This window comes from Methylobacterium durans (genome assembly GCF_003173715.1).
Taxonomy (GTDB): Bacteria; Pseudomonadota; Alphaproteobacteria; order Rhizobiales; family Beijerinckiaceae; genus Methylobacterium; species Methylobacterium durans.
The window spans coordinates 6,637,928-6,659,255 of sequence record NZ_CP029550.1 but is presented as its reverse complement, the minus strand read 5'-3'; the positions used below and the strand labels follow the sequence as shown (position 1 = coordinate 6,659,255).

The window sequence follows — 21,328 nt, the reverse complement described above, 5'->3', positions numbered from 1 at the left end:
ATCAGCGGTACTTCCAGCCCCATTCGCCGTAGATCGGGTATCCGCGGCGATAGGCTTCGTACTCCGCGCCGCGGTCGTTTGGCCGGTAGCCGTTGCGGTAGGCGTAGGGGCTCGGCTCGATGTAGCCCGGGTTCTGCAACTGCTGGCGCAGGTAGCCGTCGCCCTCGCCCGACGAGCCGCCGCCGCGCGCCTGAGCGGCCGCGGCGGTGAGCGCGAGGGCGGAAGCGGCCACCAGGATGGTCCGTATCATCATCGTCTCCGGATTCGGTTGGCTGACCAACGATATGGGGACGGCCCCGGTTGCAGGCCAGCGCCGCGCCTCCCGCCCGATGTGCGATCGATCACGCGCTCGTGTAGGTGATGAACTCCATCAGCGAGCCGTCGGGATCCCGGAAATAGACGCTGGTGCCCTCGCCGGCGGCGCCGTGCCGGGTGACGGGTCCGAGTTCGACCGGCACGCCCTGGGCGGCGAGATGGGCCATCGCCGATTCGACGCTGCCCGACCAGCGGAAGCAGAGATCGCTGTTGCCGGGCATGACGGGCTTGTCGGCCCGCGGCTCGCCGATCTGGCCGGGGCCGTGCACGTTGAGCTGCACGCCGCCGAAGCGGAAGACGACGCCGCGCCCGACCGGGATGACCTCGGCACCCAGCACGTCCCGGTAGAAGGCGGTCGAGCGGTCCCAATCGGAGACGTGGATCACGCAATGGTCGAGGTGGATCGCGGGGCGAAGCTCCGGGTCCGGACCAGTCGCGGCCTCGCTCGGCAGGATCTGCGTGTCGGCCATCGGACACCCCCTCGCGCTGTCGTCGCCACCGGCAGATAGGGCGCCGGAGACGCGGCTGCGAGCGCCTTCGTACTCTCGCGGACACCCGTTCCCGAAACCGTGAGCGCCCCGAGACGGCCGGGTCATTGGCGCCGCGATGCGGCGCAAAAGTCACATCGGATCCGGCCCGGAGGGGTTAGCAAGGGCCCGATCGAGACGAAACCAGCATGGGGGGCGCATGAACCGCCGCATCCTGATCGCCGCGATGCTGATCGCGCCGCTCGCAGCCTGCAACAGCCGCGGCCCGGTCAACGTGGCGGCCGACGACGATTCGGCCTGGTACATCGGGTCCATGCCCGACAAGCCCTACGACGTCCCGCTCGTCGACAAGTCGCGCCTGGACCCGAAGTACCGGCGCCAGATCGTGCGCTACGGCGGCCCTGAGAAGCCCGGCACGATCGTGGTCGACATCGACAAGCGCCAGCTCGCTCTGGTCCAGGAGGACGGCACGGCCGTGCAGTACGGCGTCGGCGTGGGCAAACTCGGCTTCTCCTGGAAGGGCGAGGCCCGCGTCGGCCGCAAGGGCGTCTGGCCGGACTGGAGCCCGACCACCACGATGGTCTCGCTCAATCCCGACCTGCCGCGCACCCGCAAGGGCGGCCTCGACAACCCGCTCGGCGCGCGCGCCCTCTACCTCTACCAGGGCAACCGCGACATCCTGTTCCGCATCCACGGGACCAACGAGCCCTGGAGCATCGGCGAGCAATTGTCCTCGGGCTGCGTCCGCATGCTCAACGAGGACATCGTCGATCTCTACGAGCGCGTGCCGGTCGGGACGACGGTGCTGATCAAGCGCAACGGCAAGTATCGCGTCTGAGGCGGGCCGGGCCTGACGGGACCGGGCGTCGCGCGCGCCCCGTCGCGGACGAAGCCGGATGAGAGATCCATGACGATCACGATCGCGAAGCTGCAGCCCATCCTCGCCATCGCGGCGGGCGTGCTGATCCTGCTGCGCCCGCAGCTCCTCCACTACATCGTCGCCGCCTACCTCATCCTCGTGGGTGTGATTGGCCTCGGCCTCTTCCGCGCTCTATCTTGACGGTCGCGGTCCGCGCGTCGGACCGGGGCCGCCGGCTCGACCGCGCGGTGACAGGAGGCGGGGAGCGTCAATCCCTGCGCAGTGCGATGCTATGCCGTTCATCTTGCATTGCAGCAGGAGTTGGTCCAACCCGCCGCCATAAGCTCGGGGCTGTCACAAATCTGCGAAGTGGACGGGATCGATATGGCGACCGACGGCACGACGAAGTGGGTCTACTCGTTCGGCGACGGCAAGGCCGAGGGTAAGTCCTCGATGCGCAACCTCCTCGGCGGCAAGGGTGCGAACCTCGCCGAGATGTCGAACCTCGGGCTTCCCGTGCCGCCCGGCTTCACCATCACCACCGAGGTCTGCACTTACTACTACGATCACGGCAAGGAATACCCGCCTGAGTTGAAAGATCAGGTCCGGGCGGCGCTGGCTCAGGTCGGCGCGCTGACCGGCCGGACCTTCGGGGACGCGGAGAGCCCGCTCCTCGTCTCGGTCCGCTCGGGCGCGCGCGCCTCGATGCCCGGCATGATGGACACGGTGCTGAATCTCGGCCTCAACGACGAGACGGTGAGCGCGCTCGCCCGCGGCGCCGGCGATCAGCGCTTCGCCTACGATTCCTACCGGCGCTTCATCACCATGTACTCGAACGTGGTGCTCGGGGTGGAGCACCACGCCTTCGAGGAGGCGCTCGAGCACTACAAGGAGGGCAAGGGCCTCAACCTCGACACCGATCTCGGCGCCGAGGACTGGAAGCACCTCGTCGGCACCTACAAGGAGATCGTGCGCCGCGAGCACGGCTCCGACTTCCCGCAGCAGCCCGAGGACCAGCTCTGGGGCGCGATCGGCGCCGTGTTCAATTCCTGGATGATCCCGCGCGCGAAGAAGTACCGCGAGCTCAACAGCATCCCGGAGAGCTGGGGCACCGCCGTCAACGTGCAGGCGATGGTGTTCGGCAACATGGGCGACACGTCCGCCACCGGCGTCGCCTTCACCCGCAACCCGTCGACCGGCGAACGCGCCCTTTACGGCGAGTTTCTGATCAACGCGCAGGGCGAGGACGTCGTGGCGGGCATCCGCACGCCGCAGGACATCACCGAGAAGGCGAGGCTGGAGGCGAAGTCCGACAAGCCTTCGATGGAGCGGGCGATGCCCGAGAGCTTCGCCGAGCTGACGCGGATCTACGGCATCCTCGAGAACCATTACCGCGACATGCAGGACATGGAGTTCACGATCGAGAGCGGGAAGCTCTGGATGCTCCAGACCCGCAACGGCAAGCGCACGGCCAAGGCCGCCCTCAAGATCGCTGTCGACCTCGCGAGCGAGGGCCTTATCAGCCACCAGGAGGCGATCGGGCGCGTCGAGCCCGGCGCCCTCGACCAGCTCCTCCATCCGACGATCGACCCGAAGGCCGAGCGCAAGGTGATCGCCGCCGGGCTTCCCGCCTCGCCGGGCGCGGCGACGGGCGAGATCGTCTTCAACTCCGAGGATGCCGAGGCCGCCAAGAAGGCCGAGCGCAAGTGCATCCTCGTGCGCATCGAGACGTCGCCTGAGGACATCCACGGCATGCACGCCGCCGAGGGCATCCTGACCACCCGCGGCGGCATGACGAGCCACGCGGCCGTGGTGGCCCGGGGCATGGGCAAGCCCTGCGTCTCCGGCGTGGGCACGATCCGCATCGACTACAAGGCCGGCACCCTCTCAGTCGGCGGCGTCACGCTGAAGGCCGGCGACCGCATCACCATCGACGGCTCGACCGGGCAGGTGCTCCAGGGCGAGGTGAAGATGCTGGAGCCGGAACTCTCCGGCGACTTCGCCACCCTGATGGAATGGGCCGACGCGGTGCGCACCATGAAGGTCCGCGCCAACGCCGACACGCCGACCGACGCCCGCACCGCCCGGAACTTCGGCGCCGAGGGCATCGGCCTCTGCCGCACCGAGCACATGTTCTTCGAGGGCGACCGCATCGTCGCCGTTCGGGAGATGATCCTCTCGGACGACGTGGACGGGCGCCGGCAGGCGCTCGCCAAGATCCTGCCGTATCAGCGCCAGGACTTCCTGGAGCTGTTCACGATCATGTCGGGCCTGCCCGTCACGATCCGCCTGCTCGACCCGCCGCTGCACGAGTTCCTGCCGCATACCGACGCCGAGGTGGCCGAGGTCGCCGCCGGCATCGGGGTCTCGGAGGACAAGCTCCGGTACCGGATGCGCGAACTCTCCGAGTTCAACCCGATGCTGGGCTTCCGCGGCTGCCGCCTCGCCATCGCCTTCCCGGAGATCGCGGAGATGCAGGCCCGCGCCATCTTCGAGGCCGCGGTGCAGGCTGCCAAGGACACGGGCGCGCCCGTCACCCCCGAGGTGATGGTGCCGCTCGTCTTCACCAAGGCCGAGTTCGACATCGTCAAGGCGCGGATCGACGCCATGGCGAAGGCGGTCTCCGACGAGACCGGCACCGCCGTCCACTACCAGGTGGGCACGATGATCGAGCTGCCGCGGGCGGCGCTCCGCGCCAACGAGATCGCCGAGACCGCGGAGTTCTTCTCGTTCGGCACGAACGACCTCACCCAGACGGCGCTCGGCATCTCCCGCGACGATGCCGGTACCTTCCTCGGGGCCTACACGCAGAAGGGCATCCTCGCCTTCGACCCGTTCGTCACGATCGACCAGGAGGGCGTAGGCGAGCTCGTGCGCATCGGCGCCGAGCGCGGCCGCTCGGTGCGGACCGACCTCAAGCTCGGCATCTGCGGCGAGCACGGCGGCGACCCGGCCTCGATCGGCTTCTGCCAGGAGGTGGGGCTCGACTACGTGTCCTGCTCGCCCTACCGGGTGCCGATCGCGCGCCTCGCCGCCGCGCAGGCCGCCCTTGGCGCCCGCACCGCCGGTGAGGGCTGAAGCGGGGCTGTTCGTGGAATGCGGGGAAAACTCGTGCTCCGCGAGCGGCTTGCGGCGGGTTTCTTAACGCTGCCCTGAGATTTCGGCGCTCGGTGCTTCACCGATCGCCGGCACGGCCGAAAATCCGGTGGAAAAATTCCCGTGCGCGTGCGAACCGAGGGCGCATCGGCACGTTAGGTGCTTGCGGCGGATTGCGGCGTGCGAGCGCCATCCAGTCCGCCCGGGCGAAGCCTCCCGCGGGAACGACGGCCATGAACGACCCGAGCCCGACCCCCCTCTACATCGGCGAGAATCCCGTCACCGTCCCGGTCCACCGGGCGGTCGAGAAAGCCTATCTGTGGGCGCTGGCCGCCATCGGCGGCACCGCCGCGGCGGGCCTCGTCGTCTTCGCCGTGGCGACCCAGTGCGGCAGCGACGCCGAGCGGATGGCGAATGCCGACGCCGCGGGTAGCGGCTATCTCGGCACCCTCGTCACGGCACTCGCCGTGAACCACGGCCGCAAGCCCTTCTAGGACGCCCTCTACCGGGGCGGAGATCGGTGGGTCCGCGCCTCAGCGCTGTCCCGGCACGGCCCGCATCGCCGAGCCGGTGAAGCGGCCCGTGGCGAGGTCCTCGCCCGGTCCGTTGCGGGTGAAGCGGCTGGCGACGAGGCTCGCGGGCTCGGCCACGAGGGGGCCGGGCGCCGCGTCGGCCACCGGCCGCGCGAGCGCCACGTGCACCGGCGCCGAGCGCGGCGGCGAAACGGGGCCGCCAGTCGCCGAGACCGCATCGAACAGCGCGCGCAGCTGGACCTTCGCGTCGGCGTCCGGCGCCACCAGGGACACCTTCCGGATGGGCGCGGGCGTCTCCGCGGAGACGGGCGCGGCCTGGGCCATACCGACGATGCCGAGGCCGGCGAGCTGGACCGGGCGCGGCGGCGGCAGGGGCATCGCCAGCGCCTCGGCGACGGCGGCGAATTCGGACGGCCGGCGCGGCGGCAGCGGCGCCGCGACCGCCTCGGCCTGGGCCGCCGGCGCCTCTCTGGCCTGCGGCGCCTCTCCGGCCTGGGGCGATTGCGCGGTCAGGAGGCTCTGCGCATCCCGCCCGTTGCGCTGGAGCAGCGAGTCGCGCAGGGCACCGTTGGCGTTCGGCGCCGCGTAGGCGAGGGCGGCGCGGGTACCGGTCGTGTCCTCCGGGTCGGCGCTCGCGACGGCCACGACCGGCTTCGTCTTGCGGGACGGCGCGGATGCCACCGCGGCGGGCGCCGGTGCGCTGGTGCCGCCGCCGAACAGCCCGGCGAAGAAGCTCTTGATGCTCGGGCCCTCGTCCTCCTCGGCTTGCGCGACCGCGGTGACGCCGAGCACGGTGCCGCCTCGCGCCAGGATCTCGGCGCGGGCCTCCTCGTAGCGGGGCAGCGGCCGGTTGTCGGAGGGCAGGTGCACGGTCTTGCCGTCCGGGAACAGGCGGGCGAGTTGGTCGTGGCTCATGCGCGGCCAGGAGCGCACCGAACCGACGTCGAGATGCACGAACGGCGAGCCGGCGCGCGGATACCAGCCGACGCCGCCCCGCTGCATGCGCATGCCGATTCCCCGGATCTGGTCGATCGAGACGTCGGGCAGGTAGAAGTCCATCGCCTTGCCGAGCATGTGCTGGCTGAACTCGGCGACCGCCCGGGAGCGGCGGCGCAGCATCGCGTTGGTGCCGGGCGAGCGGTAGGCGGAGACGATGTGGATCGCCTCCGAGGAGCCGAGCTGCCGGTAGGCCTCCCACACCGTGTCGAACAGGCGGGGATCCATCTTGGTCTTCTCGTCGGACCGCCAGTCGCGCAGGATCCAGTTGAGCTGGTCGAGGCCGGCCCGGTCGTAGCGCCCGTCCCGCCGGAACGTGATGGTGGCGCTCTCCTTGGTGTGGGTGTGGAAGATCGTCAGCGAGCGGGTGTCGCCGTTGGCGACGGCGTCCTGGGTGCCACTAGTCCCGCCGAGGAGGGTGAGGCCGATTGCCGAAGCGGCGAGCGCCGCGCTTCGGAGAGAAATCGTGCTGAGGGAACGTCGGGGGCGGAAGGGTGGTTCGGGGCGGGCTTCGACCCGGCTCGCAAGCGCCTACGCACGATGTCCTCACCCTCTGCCAGATGCCGCGCCGGGCGCGGACGTCATGGTGAACGCAGGGTTGCCGAAAACCGTAAAGGCCGGGTTATCGGGTCCGCAGGCTGAACACCGCCGCTTCCGGTCAACCGCTAAGGCGCAACCGTGGCGAAAAATGGCCGGCAAGAGTGCTGACGCACGCGCGCGGCGGAGGCACCTGGGCGTTCCGTCCCGATGCGTACCGAGATCAGGCCGCGCGGCCTGCCCCGCAGGCAACACCCGCGCCGGCGGCGGGCGCGAGGCGCGGCAGCACAGAGGATCGCGCGGATCTCGAGGTGGCTGCCGGCCTGCGCCGGCGCGGCCCGATCATCGGCGGGCGGCCGCCGAACGGCCCGGCGTTGCGGGCGCGGACCGAACGACCCGGCCGCGCGGCCTGACCGTCCGCGGGGCCGGTCCCGACGACATCGGCCCGGCACGCCCATCGCCGGCGCCTACGCGAGGAGCCAGCCCTCCTCGATGAAAGCGCTGAGATACGCGTGGGCCTCGGCACTCTCAGAGATGCCGACGGCGACCTCCGCCCGCGTCAGGGTTTGGGAAGCGAGGGCGCTCTCCCAGTACTGCGCGCCCGCGGCGTCCGGCGCCCGGCCCAGCGCACCTTCGTAGAGGTCGCCAACATACGCCGCGTCCGTCGGGGATGTCGGATGCTGGGCCGCGTATTCCGGGGACAGCAGAAAGCCCTGGGCGATGGCCGACAACGACGTCCCGAAATCGGCCTGCGTGTGCCACGCCTGCAGGCCGCCGGCATCGGGAGACCGGTCGAGCAACCCGTAATAGAGCCGTGAGATGTTCGAGGCCGTCGGGTCGGGCACGAAAATGCCGGCATCGAAGGCGGGCTGCAATTGGCCGATGTGCTCAGCCGAGAACACGAAGCCGTCCGCCGCCGCGGCGCGCGACAGGCCGCTGTTGAGGCTCGCGATCCAGAAGGCGGCGCCCGCCGGGTCGCTCGGCCGGTCGAGCACCGTCTGGTAGAGTTGCTCGACGTAGCCCGCCGTGTCGGGAGCGTTGATGTGGGTCTGACCCTCGGGCGAGGTCAGGATGCCCTGGGTCACCTCTTCGAGGCTCGCGCCCTGGGTGAGCAATGTCAGCCAGTAGTCGCTCGACGGATCGGGATTTCGCTCCAGCAGGCCGTTATACAGGGCGTAGACCTCTCCGCCGGTGCTGCCGACGTAGTGCGTGTAGGATCCGAACCAAGTGTGATTTTCCGAGCCGGGATTCGGCGTTCCACCTCCGGACGCCTCCCCCTCGCCCGATCCACCGAGGTCGGTGAAGAGTCCGGGTGTCAAACCGCGGCCGTCTGTCATGTCCGTGAACTGGTATGTCATGGCGCCCATCCAAGCGGATTGCCGCCCCCGACAGAATCTTCTGGATTGCCCCACCGTCCTGCGTGTGGCCGGCTTGCACCAGCAGTTGCGCCAAAGCTGTCGTCAGTCGTATTTGCGCGCGCCCAAGAATTTATAGTTCTACATCCTACGTACGTTTCGCGACTTACGTGTGACGGAGCGACGATGTGCAGTGTCGATCCGACTGATCGTCAGATCGAGCTTGTCCATATCTGCGGGTGACTGGCCCCGTCGGGCGAGAGACCGGTCGAGACGTCGCAGGACGCGTGCGATGCGGCGGAGAAGGATCCTGACGGCCGCGCCGAGGGCGGCCCCGGCCGGGACGATCCCCTGTGGGACGGGAGCCAGCAGGGGCCGCCGTCAGCCGACCGTCGTCTCCGCGACGGGGCTCACGGCATCGATGCCCCGTCGAGGCTGGGGCGCGCGCTCACCACCAGCCGCGCGAGACCGGCGCCGGGCGCGGCGTCCAGAGGCCCGGCTCGCCGAAATCGGCCGGCGGGGCTTCCGCGGCGCGGGCCGTGCGCCGGGGCAGGCGGGGCGCGTGCTGGGCCGCCTGCTGCGCGACCGCTTGAGGCTTGGGCTTCGGCATCTCGGTGGCGCGCCGCTTGGGCTCCGGCGGAGCCTTGGCGACGAGGGCGGCACCGCCCGGCAGGCCGAGAGCCGCCCGCATGCGCGCATCGACACCGTAGAGGTCGGGCAGCGTCCGGAACTGTCCGGCATCGTCGAGGTAGGCCGTGAAATAGGCGAGGTGAACGGGCAGCTTCTCGTCGAGGCGGATGGTGCGCTCGCCCTTGCCGATCAGCTTCGTCAGCCGCTCGCTGGTCCAGGCGGCGGGCAGGACCGAATCGGCGAAGCGGAAGGGATCGTCGACGCGCACGCAGCCGTGGCTCATCGCCCGGAAGGACGCCGAGAACAACGAGCGGTTCGGCGTGTCGTGCAGATAGACCGCGTGGTTGTTGGGGAACAGGAATTTGATGAAGCCCAGCGCGTTACGCTCACCCGGCGGCTGGCGCACCGAGATCGTGTTGCCGCGGCGCACGACCTGATAGCCACGCCGGGCCGCGTAGTTCGGGTCGCGGGCGAGGCCCGGCAGGAACTCGTTCTTCAGAATCGAGGGCGGCACGTTCCAGGACGGATTGACGACCGCGTACTCCATCATCCCCGAGAAGATCGGCGTCGGCGATTCCGTCTTGCCGACGATCACCCGGGTCTCGTCCTTGAGGAGGCCGTCGCGGAAAACCCGCAGCCGGAACTCGGGGATGTTGACCATGACGTAGTCGCGCCCGAGGGCCGGTAGCCAGCGCCAGCGCTCCATGTTGACGAGGAGTTCGGCCTCGCCCTCATTGCGGACGGGCTTGGCCTCCGGCCCGCCGAGGGCCGCCACGGTCTGGGGCGTGAGGTCGCCGCTCGCGGGCAGGCCGCGCCGCTTCTGGAAGGCGGCGACCGCGGCGGCGACGCCCGAATCGTAATCTTCCGCCTCGCCGGGGCCCGCATCGAGGGTCCCGGCCCTGCAGGTGGCGAGGCCGAACCGGGCGCGGATCAGCGGCACGCGCGCGTCGCGCATCCCGACCTTGAGAACCGGGCCGGACGGTAGCGCCGCGGACGTGCCCGCGGGCGTGCGCTCTCGGATTGCTGCGAGTCGCGCCTTGAGGGCGCGGTAGCCCGCGCTGTCGGGGTTGTAGCGCTGCAGGCGGTCGCCCGCCGCGTCGCCGGCCGTCGCGATCAGGCCGAGCACCGCGTCGGGCGCGGGCAGATCGAGGGTCGGGGTGATGAGGCGCGACAGCGCGGACGGGTTGAGGCGCCCGCCCCGCGCGTCGCGGGCGTAGAGCGCCACGGAGGCCGACAGCTTGAGGTCCGCCTCAGCGATCTCGGCCTCGGTCTCGGGCCGCGTCAGCACGCCGAGGACCGGCACCGGGTAGGCGGCCGGGTCGAGCCCGTCCTCGGCCGCCCGCGCGAGGCGCGCGGCGACGGCCTTGGCGGCAGGCGTGAAGGCGCGGTCGGCGATCCAGACCGGCTTGAAGGCACCGAGCGCGTAGAACGCCTGGATCGCCTCGCGCTCCTTCGTCGTGAGCCGGGGCAGGAGGGGCGCCGGGTCCGCGAGGCGAGCGGCGACGGCCGCTTCCTGCGGGTCGGCCGGGGAGGGGGCGCGGCCGGCGCCGCGGCCGGAACCTCGGTGACGCCCGCGGGGCTCGCCGGCTCGGGTTTCGAATCCGCTGCGGCGTCCCCGGCCTCCGGAGGGCCGGCGGTCGTCGCCTCGGCCTTCGGCTCGCCGGGATCCAGCCCCTCGGTGAGGGCGTCGGTGCGGACGGGGTCCGGCGTCGCCGCGGGCTCGGGCGCGATCTCGGCCGGGCGCGCCGCCTCGGGCTGGACCTCGGCGTGGGCCGGCCGGAGCTGCGGCGCCGCAGCCGCGAGGACGGCCAGGGCGAAGGTGGCAGAGCGCGACAGGCCCATTGCTGCTCTCCGGGACATGCGGCCGTGCCGCCAAGCCCTTCGTATGGTTATCGTCTCAAGCCCGGCCGTGTGCAATCGCACGGGCCGGAAGGAAGGCCCTCAGGCCGCAGCTTCCTCGGAGCCCTCGTCGAGGCCGAGGTCCTTGAGCTTGCGGTAGAGGGTAGATCGGCCGATTCCGAGGCGGCGCGAGACCTCGGACATCCGGCCGCGGTAGAATTGCAGGGCGAAGCGGATGATCTCGGCCTCCAGCCCCTCCATCGTCTTCATCTCTCCCGTGTCCTCGACGACGAGGGACATGGCGTGGGGATCGCGCACCTCGACGCGGACGATCTCGCGCACCGGCTCGGGTGCGCCCGTCGGCAGCATCGGCTGGCTCGGCGCGGGCGGGATGCGCACGTCGAACCCCTCGACCTGCGCCGCGATCTGCGGAAATTCGGAGACCGTCAGTTCGTCGCCATCGGCGAGCACCACGGCCCGGAACAGGGCGTTCTCGAGCTGGCGCACGTTGCCCGGCCAGCCGTAGCGGGTCAGCAGCGCCATCGCCTCCGGCGTCACCGAGCGGACGCGCTTGCCCTCCTCGGCCGCGAAGCGCGCGCAGAACGAGCGCACGAGGTCCGGGATGTCCTCCCGGCGCGCGCGCAGCGGCGGCAGCGTCATCGGGAAGACGTTGAGCCGGTAGTAGAGATCCTCCCGGAAGCGGCCCTGCTTGACGAGGTCGAGCAGCGAGCGGTTCGTCGCCGACACGAGGCGGATGTCGACCCGCACGCTGCGCTTGGCCCCGACGGGGTCGACCTCGCCCTCCTGCAGGGCGCGCAGGAGCTTCACCTGCGCGTCGAGGGGCAATTCGCCGATCTCGTCGAGGAAGAGGGTGCCGCCGGACGCCTCGACGAACTTGCCCACGTGCCGCTCGGTGGCGCCCGTGAACGCCCCCTTCTCGTGGCCGAACAGCGTCGATTCGACGAGGTTCTCGGGGATCGCCCCGCAATTGACTGTGACGAAGGGCTTGCCGCGGCGCTCGCCCGAACCCTGGATCGCGCGGGCCAGCACCTCCTTGCCGACGCCCGATTCGCCCTCGATCAGGACGGGGATGTTCGATTTCGCCGAGCGCTCGGCGAGCCGGATCACCCGGTCCATGTCCGGGCTCTTCGAGGCGAGGTCCTTGAAGGTGAGCGCGCCGGACGCCCGGCGGCGCATGCGCCGGACCTCCTCCTCGAGCTGGTCGACCTTGAGGGCGTTGCGAATCGAGACCTGCAGGCGCTCGGCGCCCGCGGGCTTGACCACGAAATCGACGGCCCCGGCGCGCATGGCGTTGACCACCGCGTCGATCGAGCCGTTCGAGGTCTGGACGATGACCGGCGTGTCGAGGCCGCCCTTGCGCATCTCGGCGAGCACGCCGAGCCCGTCGAGGCCCGGCATGACGAGGTCGAGGAGCACCACGTCGATGCCCTCACCGGCGCGCAGGTGCGTCAGCGCGTCCGCACCGTTCTCGGCGACCACCGCCTCGAAGCCGAAGCGCCGCACCGCCGCCTCGGCGAGACGGCGCTGCACGGGATCGTCGTCGACGATGAGAATCGTTGTCGACATGCGGGCTCCCATCCGTGTGGGGCGGCGCGCTCGCGCCGGGCGCCGGAATCCGAGAGATTCCGCGCCGGCGCGACCGGCCCCGTGTTTCGTTTCGAGCCGCAGGGTCGCGCAAAGGCGTAAAGTCCCGCTTAACGACGTCGCGCGATTTCGCTGTGCACGACTCCTCGATTCTGCTCGTCGGTGCCGCTCTTCCCCGCGGATCCGCGTGCGACGCCGTGACCGTCGATGGGCGGCGGGACGCATCAGTTGATCGCGGGCGGTTTGCGCTCGATATCAGGACGGGCGGGGCCGATCGTCCCCGCGGGAAGGATTCACGAACCCATGCCGAGCCGAGCCGTCGCGCCTGCCCTGATGCCGGAACCGTCGCGCAACGTGGACGGGACGCACGCGGCCCGGGCCGCCGCCCACGCGCTCGACCTCGGCGCCCTGCCCGAATGGGACCTCTCCGACCTCTATTCCGGCATCGACGCGCCCGATTTCCGCGACGACCTCGCCCGCGCCGAGAGCGATTGCCGGGGCTTCGCCGCGCGCTACGCGGGCCGCGTCGCGGCGCTCGCCGCCGGCCCCGACGCCTCGGCGGCGCTGGGCGAGGCGGTGCGGGCCTACGAGGGCATCGAGGAGCTTCTCGGCAAGCTGATGTCCTACGCCGGCCTCGTCTATTCCGGTGACACGACCGACGAGCGGCGCGCCAAGTTCTACGGCGACACCCGCGAGCGCCTGACGAACGCCTCCGCCGACCTCCTGTTCTTCGCCCTGGAACTCAACCGGGTTGACGACGCGGTGATGGATTCCGCTATGGCGGACGGCCCGCTCGCCCATTACGCGCCCTGGATCGAGGATCTGCGGCGGGAGAAGCCGTTCCAGCTCGAGGACCGCATCGAGAAGCTGTTCCTCGAGAAATCCGTCACGGCGAACGCCGCCTGGGACCGGCTCTTCAACGAGACGATCGCCTCCCTCCGCTTCCCCGTTCGCGGCGAGGCGCTCACGCTGGAGCCGACCCTCAACAAGCTGCAGGACCCGGACGGCGCGCTCCGCAAGGAGGCCGCGGGCGCGCTGAGCGAGGTGTTCCGGGCGAACCTGCGCATCTTCACGCTGATCACCAACACGCTCGCCAAGGACAAGGAGATCTCGGACCGCTGGCGCGGCTTCAAGGACGTGGCCGATGCCCGCCACCTCGCCAACCGCGTCGAGCCCGAGGTGGTGGCGGCCCTCGTCGAGGCGGTGCAGGCGGCCTACCCGCGCCTGTCGCACCGCTATTACCGCCTGAAGGCGAAGTGGTTCGGGCTCGAGGCGCTGCCCTACTGGGACCGCAACGCGCCGCTGCCGAAGGTCGAGAGCCGCACGATCCCCTGGGCGGAGGCGCGCGACACCGTGCTCGACGCCTACGACGCCTTCTCGCCGCGGATGGCGGGCATCGCCCGGGACTTCTTCGACCGCCGCTGGATCGACGCTCCGACCCGACCCGGCAAGGCGCCCGGCGCCTTCGCGCACCCGACCGTGCCCTCCGTCCACCCCTACGTGCTCGTGAATTATCAGGGCAAGCCGCGGGACGTGATGACGCTCGCCCACGAGCTCGGCCACGGGGTGCACCAGGTGCTCGCGGGCCCGAACGGCGCGCTGATGGCGCCGACGCCGCTCACCCTCGCCGAGACGGCGAGCGTGTTCGGCGAGATGCTGACCTTCCGGCGCCTGCTCGCGGGCACGACGGACACGGTGCAGCGCCGCGCCATGCTCGCCGCCAAGGTCGAGGACATGATCAACACGGTGGTGCGCCAGATCGCGTTCTACTCCTTCGAGCGGAAGGTGCACCTCGCCCGCCAGACGGGCGAGCTGACGGCCGAGCAGATCAACGCGCTCTGGATCTCGGTCCAGGCCGAGTCACTCGGACCGGCGATCACGCTGGACGCGGGCTACGAGCCCTTCTGGGCCTACATCCCGCACTTCATCCACTCGCCCTTCTACGTCTACGCCTACGCCTTCGGCGACTGCCTCGTGAACTCGCTCTACGGCGTCTACGCGCGGGCCGAGGAGGGCTTCGTGGACCGCTACTTCGCGCTGCTCTCGGCCGGCGGCTCGAAACCCTACGGCAAGCTCCTCAAGCCGTTCGGGCTCGACGCCGGCGACCCGTCCTTCTGGCAGATCGGGCTGGGCATGATCGAGGGCATGATCGCGGAGCTGGAGGCGATGGAGGGAGAGGGCTGAGGTCCTACGCCTTGGCGCGCCCCGGCGCAGATGTTATACTCTACGTATAACAACCTGCGGGTGTGCCGATGAAGCTGGAAGTGAAGAGAATCGGCAACTCGACCGGCCTGATCCTGCCGCGCGAGCTGCTGACCCGGCTCAATCTCGAGCAGGGACAATGGCTCCACGTGACAGAGTTGCCGGACGGCGGCGTTCGCCTGACACCCTATGACCCCGACTTCGATCAGGCGATGGCCTTGGTCGACGACATTATGGACGAGTACAAGGACACCCTGCGGGCGCTCGCGAAGTGAGCGAGCCCCGCTGGCTGACCTTCGCGGAGGTCAGGATCGCCCATGAGCGGCAGCTGACACGGTTCGGCGGTCCGCCCGGCATCCGTGACGAGAACGCGCTGCGATCGGCCCTCGCGCGGCCCCTCAACCGCTGGCAATACGACGCGGCCGACTTGGCCGAACTCGCCGCGGTCTACGCGTTCGGTCTCGCGCGCAACCACGGATTCGTGGATGGCGACAAGCGCATCGCCTTCGTGGCGATGACGCTGTTCCTGCGTCTGAACGGCGTCGCGTTTCGGCCCGATCCGGCGGAGGCCACGACGATCATCCTCGGTCTCGCCGCCGGCGAGATCGATGAATCCGGCCTCACCCGCTGGATCCGCGACAACTGGCCAGCGGCCTGAGTCGGCCGGGGAGGGCGCGGCGCGCCGCCCCACCGCCCTGGCAGCGGGGGCGGTTCGGCTTATCTCCAGGTCTGATCCCCGAAAAAGACCGCGTCAGAAGACACCGATGGCCGAGACCGACCGCGAAGCCAACCGCTTCTCCGCCCGCGCGAGCCGCTACGCCCGCGTCGGCGCAAACGTGGGCGGCGTCGCCGCCCGGATGGCGGGCGCCCGCCTGTTCGGCAAGGAGGGGACGACGAACGCGGCCGCCCTCGCGCAGGCGCTCGGCGGGCTGAAGGGCCCGATCATGAAGGTGGCGCAGCTCCTCGCCACCGTGCCGGACCTGCTGCCGCCCGAATACGCGGCCGAATTGCAGAAGCTGCAGGCCGACGCGCCGCCTATGGGCGCGGCCTTCGTCAAGCGCCGCATGATGGCCGAGCTCGGGCCGGACTGGCAGTCCCGGTTCGCCGGCTTCGATCTGAAGCCCTCGGCCGCCGCCTCGCTGGGGCAGGTCCACCGGGCGGTCTCGAAGGCGGGCGCGCAGCTCGCCTGCAAGCTCCAATATCCGGACATGCAATCCGCAGTTGAAGCAGACCTGAAGCAGCTCGAGGTCGCCTTCGCCCTGCACCGGCGCATGAATTCCTGGCTCGACACCCGCGAGATCGCCAAGGAGATCGGCGCCCGGGTGCGCGAGGAACTCGATTACGCCCGCGAGGCCAAGCACGCCGCCCTCTACGGTGCCGTTCTGAGGGACATCGACGCCGTCCGCGTGCCGGACGTCCATACCGATCTCTCGACCCGCCGCCTCCTCACCCTCGGCTGGCTCGACGGCGACAGGATCCTCGGCTTCGCCGAGAGCCCGGTCGAGATCCGAAATCGCATCGCGCAGGCGATGTTCAAGGCGTGGTGGCACCCGTTCAGCCGCGCCGCCGTGATCCACGGCGACCCGCACCTCGGCAATTACACCGTGTTCTCGGAGGGCGGCGAGCCGCAGGGCATCAACCTGCTCGATTACGGCTGCGTGCGCATCTTCCACCCACGCTTCGTCGGCGGCGTGGTCGATCTCTACCGGGGAATTCTGACCAACGACGAGGCGCGCATCGTCCACGCCTACGAGGTCTGGGGATTCAAGAACCTCAACCGTGAGTTGATCGATATCCTCAACATCTGGGCGCGCTTCATCTATGGGCCGCTCCTCGAGGATCGGACCCGCACCGTGGCCGACGGGGTCAAGCCCGGCGAGTACGGGCGCCGTCAGGCCTTCGAGGTGCATCAGGCCCTGAAGGAGCGGGGTCCGGTGACCGTGCCTCAGGAATTCGTCTTCATGGACCGGGCCGCGGTGGGCCTCGGGGCCGTGTTCCTGCATCTGCGTTCGGAACTGAACTACCACCGGCTGTTCGAGGCGGAGATCGAGCATTTCTCCCTCGACGCCCTGGCTGAACGGCAGCACGTGGCGCTGGCGGCGGCCGGTCTTCCGCAGCCGGCGTAGGATCTCCTCCGCGGGACGGGCGGCGCGACATTTTCCACGCCCGAACGCGCGGAGAGGACTGGACAATTTCCCTGGTATACCAGAAACTGCGCCGCAGAGATGAGGCAGCGGCGCATGCCGATTGCGACACGTTTGACCTTGCGCTAAATCCCCTCGGGACCAAGCAAGACCACGTCAAGGGGACGAGCGCACGATGGCCGATACGAAGACTTTGTCCGGGGTCCGCTACAGCCCCGCGATGGATGAAAAGACGCACGAGCAGACGTATCGGGGATTCGTTCGTTTCGTTGAGATCGCCACGGGCGTCGTCATCTGCTGGGTCCTGGCGCTCGCCGTCGGTGGCATCCGCGAGGCGTGGCTGACGGCGATTCTCGGCGTCGTCCTGTCGAGCGTGGCCGGCGCGGCCGGCGCGCTGGCCCCCGGGATCGGCTGGAAGGCGCCGGCCGCGGTCGCCGTGCTGCTGGCCCTGTACCTCGCCTTCGCCTGAACCAGGCTCGGCGCCGCACGGGACGGCCGACAGTTACATTGTTCGCATTTTCATCAGACTAACCGGGCCACCCGCCTCGTCTTGCTGCGCAGAATCGCGGAAGGGGAGGCGGTCAATCGAAGGGGATTTCCTGAATGCGCATCGCTGTACTGTCGGAGGTCGACCCCGCGGAACCGCGGGTCGCGGCGGTGCCCGAGACGGTCAAGAAGTTCATCGGCCTCGGCGCCGATGTGGTCGTCCAGTCGGGAGCCGGCCTCAAGGCGGGCGTGCCGGACGGTGAGTACGAGGCGGCCGGCGCCACGGTGGCGCCCTCCGCCGAGGAGACCGCCCGGGACGCCGACCTCGTCCTGAAGGTGCGCCGCCCCGCCGCCGAGGAGCTTCCGCTCCTCAAGAAAGGCGCGGCCGTCGTCGCCATCATGGATCCCTACGGCCATGAGGCCGAGCTGAAGGCGATGGCCGATGCCGGCGTCGCCGCCTTCGCGATGGAGCTGATGCCCCGCATCACCCGCGCGCAGGTGATGGACGTCCTCTCCTCACAGGCGAACCTCGCGGGCTACCGCGCGGTGGTCGACGGCGCCGCCGAGTACGGCCGCTCCATGCCGATGATGATGACGGCCGCCGGCACCGTCCCGGCCGCCCGCGTCTTCATCATGGGCGTCGGCGTGGCGGGCCTGCAGGCCATCGCCACCGCCCGCCGTCTCGGCGCCGTGGTGACGGCGACCGACGTGCGCCCCGCGACCAAGGAGCAGGTCGAGTCCCTCGGCGCCAAGTTCGTGGCGGTCGAGGACGACGAGTTCAAGCAGGCCGAGACCGCGGGCGGCTACGCCAAGGAGATGTCGGCCGAGTACCAGAAGAAGCAGGCCGAACTGGTCAAAGGCCACATCGCCAAGCAGGACATCGTCATCACGACGGCCCTGATTCCGGGCCGCCCGGCGCCGAAGCTCATCTCCGAAGAGATGGTCGCCTCGATGAAGCCGGGCTCGGTCCTCGTCGACCTCGCGGTCGAGCGCGGCGGCAACGTCGCGGGCGCCAAGGCGGGCGAGATCGTCACCACCGACAAGGGGGTGAAGATCGTCGGCCACACCAACGTGGCGGGCCGCCTGGCCGCGACCGCGTCGGCCCTCTACGCGCGCAACCTCTACGCCTTCCTCGAGACGCTGATCGACAAGGAGACGAAGGCGCTCGCGATCAAGTGGGACGACGAGCTCGTCAAGGCGACGAACCTCACCCGCGACGGCGAGGTGGTGCACGCCTCGTTCCAGCCCAAAGCAGCCTGATCCCGCCGGAGACACTCCCGATGGCTACCCTTCCCCCCGACCAGGCGGTCGATCAGACCCGCGTGCTCGCGGACACGGCGCGCGCCGCCGCCGAGGCCGCCCGCCGCGCCGCCGACCAGGCCGCCTCCATCGCCGACGGCCTCGGCCACGGCGCCGCCGCCATGACGCACGGCGCGGTGGATCCCACCGTGTTCCGGCTGGCGATCTTCGTGCTCGCGATCTTCGTGGGCTACTACGTGGTCTGGTCCGTCACCCCGGCGCTGCACACGCCGCTGATGTCGGTCACCAACGCGATCTCCTCGGTGATCATCGTCGGCGCGATCCTCGCCGCCGGTGTGCCGCTCGTCGAGCACGGCACCGGCTGGGCCCGGTTCTTCGGCTTCGTCGCCATCATCCTGGCCAGCGTGAACATCTTCGGCGGCTTCCTCGTCACCCAGCGCATGCTCGGCATGTACAAGAAGAAGGCCTGAGGCGATGTCCGAGAACGTCTCATCCCTTCTGTACATCGTCTCCGGCGTCCTGTTCATCATGGCGCTGCGGGGGCTCTCGCACCCGACCACCTCCCGGCAGGGCAACCTGTACGGCATGGTCGGCATGGCGCTCGCCATCCTCACCACGCTGGTCGGCCATCCGCCGGCGGGCTTCGGCGCCTGGATCCTCGTGCTCCTCGGCCTCGCCATCGGCGGCGGCGCGGGCGCGGTGATCGCCAAGCGCGTGCCGATGACGGCGATGCCGCAGCTCGTCGCGGCCTTCCACTCGCTGGTCGGCCTCGCGGCGGTCTTCGTCGCGGCAGGCGCCCTCTACGCGCCCCAGGCCTTCGGCATCGTCGAGGGCGGCCACATCCACGGTCAGTCGCTCTTCGAGATGGGCCTCGGCGTCGCCATCGGCGCCATCACCTTCACGGGCTCGGTGATCGCGTTCGCCAAGCTCGACGGCCGGATGTCGGGCAAGCCGATCATCCTGCCCCAGCGCCACGCCATCAACATCGCGCTGGCCATCGCCCTCGTCGCCCTGCTCGCCGTGTTCATCGGCACGGGCAGCAAGGCGGTGTTCTGGCTGATCGTGATCCTGTCGCTGGTGCTCGGCGGCCTGATCATCATCCCGATCGGCGGCGCCGACATGCCCGTCGTCGTCTCGATGCTGAACTCCTACTCGGGCTGGGCGGCGGCCGGCATCGGCTTCACGCTGGGCAACCTCGCGCTGATCATCACGGGCTCGCTCGTGGGCTCGTCGGGCGCGATCCTGTCCTACATCATGTGCCACGCGATGAACCGATCGTTCATCTCGGTCATCCTCGGCGGCTTCGGCGGCGACACCGCCGCGGCCGGCAGCGGCCAGGTCGAGACGCGCCCCGTCAAGCAGGGCTCGGCCGACGACGCGGCCTACATCATGAAGAACGCCGAGAAGGTGATCATCGTCCCCGGCTACGGCATGGCGGTGGCGCAGGCCCAGCACTCGCTCCGCGAGATGGCGGACCTCCTCAAGAAGGAGGGCGTCGACGTCAAGTACGCCATCCATCCGGTGGCGGGCCGCATGCCGGGCCACATGAACGTGCTGCTCGCCGAGGCGAACGTCCCCTACGACGAGGTGTTCGAGCTCGAGGACATCAACGGCGAGTTCCCGCAGGCGGACGTCGCCTTCGTGATCGGCGCCAACGACGTCACCAACCCGGCCGCCAAGACCGACAAGACCTCGCCGATCTACGGCATGCCGATCCTCGACGTGGAGCGGGCCAAGACCGTGCTCTTCATCAAGCGCGGCATGGGCTCGGGCTACGCGGGCGTCGAGAACGAGGTGTTCTTCCGCGACAACACCATGATGCTGTTCGGCGACGCCAAGAAGGTGGTCGACTCGATCCTCAAGAACCTCTGACGGCCGCCCTCCGGGGCATGTTCGGGGGGGGCGGGCGCGCAGGCGTCCGCCCCGTTTTTCGTTCGGCGTCTTCCCGCGGGCGGATCATCGCGAGCCGGCCCGCGTTGGCCTGGGACCCCAGCCGCCCGCCCGGAGCCCCATGGCCGCCCTCAGACGCCGGGACGTCCTCGCCACTGGAATTCTCGCGCTTGCTCTGCCGCGCCCGGCCCGGGCGGCACCGGTGGTGCGCAGCCTCGACCCGCGCTTCGCAGCCGTCGCCGATCCCGCTTCCCGGCTTGAGACGATCTACACGGGCGGCCGCTGGTGCGAGGGGCTCTGCCCGGCGCCGCATCTCGGCGGCCTCGTCTTCAGCGACGTGAAGGCGAACCGCATCTGCGTCCTCGGCGAGGATGGCCGGGTGCGCCCCTTCCGCGACCCGTCGAACAACGCCAACGGCAACGCCCTCGACCGGGAGGGGCGCCTCGTCACCTGCGAGCACCGGGGCCGGCGCGTCGTGCGCCGGGAGCCGGACGGCCGCCTCACCGTGCTTGCCGACAGCTTTGCGGGCAAGCCGCTGAATTCTCCCAACGACGCTGTGCTGGGACCGGACGGCGCGATCTGGTTCACCGATCCCATCTTCGGCATCCGCCTGCCCGACGAGGGGGTGATGGCGGAATCCGCGCAGAGGGCCCGCCGGGTCTACCGGGTGGCGCAGCCCGGCCGCGTCGAGGCGATGACCGACGCCGCCGACCAGCCGAACGGCCTCGCCTTCGCTCCGGACGGAGGGACCTTCTACCTCAGCGACGCGGGCGCTGCCCTGCAGCCCGAGGGCGCAAGCGCCATCCTCGCCTTCCCGGTCGGGCCGGACCAACGGCTCGGCGCCCCGCGCCTTTTCGCCGAGATCGAGACCGGCGCGCCGGACGGCCTCACCGTCGACGCCGAGGGGCGGCTCTATGCGGCCTGCGAGGACGGCGTGCGCGTCTTCGATCCGGACGGAACCTGGCTCGGCCGCATCGCGACGCCGCGCGCGGCCGCGAACGTCGCCCTCGGTGGCCCGGACCGACGCCGCCTCACCATCACCGCGGGCCCGGCCATCCACGCCATCGACCTGAAAGTCGCGGGCGCCGGCTGA

18 protein-coding genes and 1 pseudogene are annotated in these 21,328 nt (G+C 70.3%); 13 read left to right on the top strand and 6 right to left on the bottom strand.

The window, feature by feature from the left end:
- Position 1: 1 nt before the first annotated feature.
- Both DK389_RS31255 and DK389_RS31250 read right to left on the bottom strand, forming a co-directional pair.
- The gene (locus DK389_RS31255) at positions 2 to 253 is read right to left on the bottom strand and encodes a hypothetical protein (RefSeq protein WP_109895669.1); all 252 of its coding nucleotides are present in this window, start codon (positions 251 to 253) and stop codon (positions 2 to 4) included.
- A gap of 88 nt (positions 254 to 341) precedes the next feature.
- On the bottom strand, positions 342 to 785 hold the full coding sequence (locus DK389_RS31250; protein WP_109895667.1) for a VOC family protein: 444 nt from the start codon (positions 783 to 785) through the stop codon (positions 342 to 344).
- Between the two features lie 217 nt (positions 786 to 1,002).
- Here DK389_RS31250 and DK389_RS31245 point away from each other — a divergent pair, with 217 nt between their 5' ends.
- From DK389_RS31245 to DK389_RS31230, 4 genes are all read left to right on the top strand, one after another.
- Positions 1,003 to 1,641 carry a L,D-transpeptidase gene (locus tag DK389_RS31245; RefSeq protein ID WP_109895665.1) on the top strand — a complete coding sequence of 213 codons (639 nt, stop codon included), beginning with the start codon at positions 1,003 to 1,005 and terminating at the stop codon, positions 1,639 to 1,641.
- Positions 1,642 to 1,710: 69 nt separating this feature from the next.
- Entirely contained in the window at positions 1,711 to 1,863 is a 153-nt protein-coding gene (locus DK389_RS31240; RefSeq protein ID WP_109895663.1) for a DUF3096 domain-containing protein, read from the top strand.
- A gap of 183 nt (positions 1,864 to 2,046) precedes the next feature.
- Complete coding sequence (ppdK, locus tag DK389_RS31235; RefSeq protein WP_109895661.1) at positions 2,047 to 4,740, top strand: pyruvate, phosphate dikinase; 2,694 nt, start codon at positions 2,047 to 2,049, stop codon at positions 4,738 to 4,740.
- A gap of 251 nt (positions 4,741 to 4,991) precedes the next feature.
- Entirely contained in the window at positions 4,992 to 5,252 is a 261-nt protein-coding gene (locus DK389_RS31230; protein WP_109895659.1) for a hypothetical protein, read from the top strand.
- 39 nt (positions 5,253 to 5,291) lie between these two features.
- On the opposite strand, the gene DK389_RS31225 is transcribed toward DK389_RS31230, so the two are convergent.
- From DK389_RS31225 to DK389_RS31205, 4 genes and pseudogenes are all read right to left on the bottom strand, one after another.
- Positions 5,292 to 6,752, bottom strand: coding sequence for a peptidoglycan L,D-endopeptidase MepK (locus DK389_RS31225; RefSeq protein WP_109895657.1), 1,461 nt, complete (start codon positions 6,750 to 6,752; stop codon positions 5,292 to 5,294).
- Between the two features lie 539 nt (positions 6,753 to 7,291).
- Positions 7,292 to 8,182 (bottom strand): DUF4214 domain-containing protein, encoded by an 891-nt coding sequence (locus DK389_RS31215; protein ID WP_162560980.1) that lies wholly within the window; start codon positions 8,180 to 8,182, stop codon positions 7,292 to 7,294.
- Between the two features lie 445 nt (positions 8,183 to 8,627).
- Positions 8,628 to 10,651, bottom strand: a pseudogene (locus DK389_RS31210) (L,D-transpeptidase family protein).
- A gap of 99 nt (positions 10,652 to 10,750) precedes the next feature.
- Positions 10,751 to 12,235, bottom strand: a complete 1,485-nt coding sequence (locus DK389_RS31205; protein WP_109895651.1) for a sigma-54-dependent transcriptional regulator — start codon at positions 12,233 to 12,235, stop codon at positions 10,751 to 10,753.
- Positions 12,236 to 12,556: 321 nt separating this feature from the next.
- On the opposite strand from DK389_RS31205, the gene DK389_RS31200 reads away from it, so the two are divergent.
- From DK389_RS31200 to DK389_RS31160, 9 genes are all read left to right on the top strand, one after another.
- On the top strand, positions 12,557 to 14,437 hold the full coding sequence (locus tag DK389_RS31200) for a M3 family oligoendopeptidase (RefSeq protein WP_109895649.1): 1,881 nt from the start codon (positions 12,557 to 12,559) through the stop codon (positions 14,435 to 14,437).
- Between the two features lie 68 nt (positions 14,438 to 14,505).
- Positions 14,506 to 14,730, top strand: coding sequence for an AbrB/MazE/SpoVT family DNA-binding domain-containing protein (locus DK389_RS31195; RefSeq protein WP_109896992.1), 225 nt, complete (start codon positions 14,506 to 14,508; stop codon positions 14,728 to 14,730).
- Positions 14,727 to 15,113 (top strand): type II toxin-antitoxin system death-on-curing family toxin, encoded by a 387-nt coding sequence (locus DK389_RS31190; RefSeq protein ID WP_109895647.1) that lies wholly within the window; start codon positions 14,727 to 14,729, stop codon positions 15,111 to 15,113. The genes DK389_RS31195 and DK389_RS31190 overlap by 4 nt, the downstream gene beginning before the upstream one ends.
- A 106-nt stretch (positions 15,114 to 15,219) precedes the next feature.
- Positions 15,220 to 16,581: an ABC1 kinase family protein gene (locus DK389_RS31185; protein ID WP_109895645.1), complete on the top strand. Its 1,362-nt coding sequence runs from the start codon at positions 15,220 to 15,222 to the stop codon at positions 16,579 to 16,581.
- 193 nt (positions 16,582 to 16,774) lie between these two features.
- Positions 16,775 to 17,068 (top strand): aa3-type cytochrome c oxidase subunit IV, encoded by a 294-nt coding sequence (locus DK389_RS31180; protein ID WP_109895643.1) that lies wholly within the window; start codon positions 16,775 to 16,777, stop codon positions 17,066 to 17,068.
- 134 nt (positions 17,069 to 17,202) lie between these two features.
- Positions 17,203 to 18,345 carry a Re/Si-specific NAD(P)(+) transhydrogenase subunit alpha gene (locus DK389_RS31175; RefSeq protein ID WP_109895641.1) on the top strand — a complete coding sequence of 381 codons (1,143 nt, stop codon included), beginning with the start codon at positions 17,203 to 17,205 and terminating at the stop codon, positions 18,343 to 18,345.
- Between the two features lie 20 nt (positions 18,346 to 18,365).
- On the top strand, positions 18,366 to 18,815 hold the full coding sequence (locus DK389_RS31170; protein ID WP_109895639.1) for a proton-translocating transhydrogenase family protein: 450 nt from the start codon (positions 18,366 to 18,368) through the stop codon (positions 18,813 to 18,815).
- Between the two features lie 4 nt (positions 18,816 to 18,819).
- On the top strand, positions 18,820 to 20,217 hold the full coding sequence (locus DK389_RS31165; protein ID WP_109895637.1) for an NAD(P)(+) transhydrogenase (Re/Si-specific) subunit beta: 1,398 nt from the start codon (positions 18,820 to 18,822) through the stop codon (positions 20,215 to 20,217).
- A 139-nt stretch (positions 20,218 to 20,356) separates the two neighbouring features.
- Complete coding sequence (locus DK389_RS31160; RefSeq protein ID WP_109895635.1) at positions 20,357 to 21,328, top strand: SMP-30/gluconolactonase/LRE family protein; 972 nt, start codon at positions 20,357 to 20,359, stop codon at positions 21,326 to 21,328.

Coding starts and splice junctions, on each gene's coding strand:
- DK389_RS31255 (WP_109895669.1), bottom strand. CDS start 253: ATGATGATACGGACCATCCTGGTGGCCGCTTCCGCCCTCGCGCTCACC.
- DK389_RS31250 (WP_109895667.1), bottom strand. CDS start 785: ATGGCCGACACGCAGATCCTGCCGAGCGAGGCCGCGACTGGTCCGGAC.
- DK389_RS31245 (WP_109895665.1), top strand. CDS start 1,003: ATGAACCGCCGCATCCTGATCGCCGCGATGCTGATCGCGCCGCTCGCA.
- DK389_RS31240 (WP_109895663.1), top strand. CDS start 1,711: ATGACGATCACGATCGCGAAGCTGCAGCCCATCCTCGCCATCGCGGCG.
- ppdK (WP_109895661.1), top strand. CDS start 2,047: ATGGCGACCGACGGCACGACGAAGTGGGTCTACTCGTTCGGCGACGGC.
- DK389_RS31230 (WP_109895659.1), top strand. CDS start 4,992: ATGAACGACCCGAGCCCGACCCCCCTCTACATCGGCGAGAATCCCGTC.
- DK389_RS31215 (WP_162560980.1), bottom strand. CDS start 8,182: ATGACATACCAGTTCACGGACATGACAGACGGCCGCGGTTTGACACCC.
- DK389_RS31205 (WP_109895651.1), bottom strand. CDS start 12,235: ATGTCGACAACGATTCTCATCGTCGACGACGATCCCGTGCAGCGCCGT.
- DK389_RS31200 (WP_109895649.1), top strand. CDS start 12,557: ATGCCGAGCCGAGCCGTCGCGCCTGCCCTGATGCCGGAACCGTCGCGC.
- DK389_RS31195 (WP_109896992.1), top strand. CDS start 14,506: ATGAAGCTGGAAGTGAAGAGAATCGGCAACTCGACCGGCCTGATCCTG.
- DK389_RS31185 (WP_109895645.1), top strand. CDS start 15,220: ATGGCCGAGACCGACCGCGAAGCCAACCGCTTCTCCGCCCGCGCGAGC.
- DK389_RS31180 (WP_109895643.1), top strand. CDS start 16,775: ATGGCCGATACGAAGACTTTGTCCGGGGTCCGCTACAGCCCCGCGATG.
- DK389_RS31175 (WP_109895641.1), top strand. CDS start 17,203: ATGCGCATCGCTGTACTGTCGGAGGTCGACCCCGCGGAACCGCGGGTC.
- DK389_RS31170 (WP_109895639.1), top strand. CDS start 18,366: ATGGCTACCCTTCCCCCCGACCAGGCGGTCGATCAGACCCGCGTGCTC.
- DK389_RS31165 (WP_109895637.1), top strand. CDS start 18,820: ATGTCCGAGAACGTCTCATCCCTTCTGTACATCGTCTCCGGCGTCCTG.
- DK389_RS31160 (WP_109895635.1), top strand. CDS start 20,357: ATGGCCGCCCTCAGACGCCGGGACGTCCTCGCCACTGGAATTCTCGCG.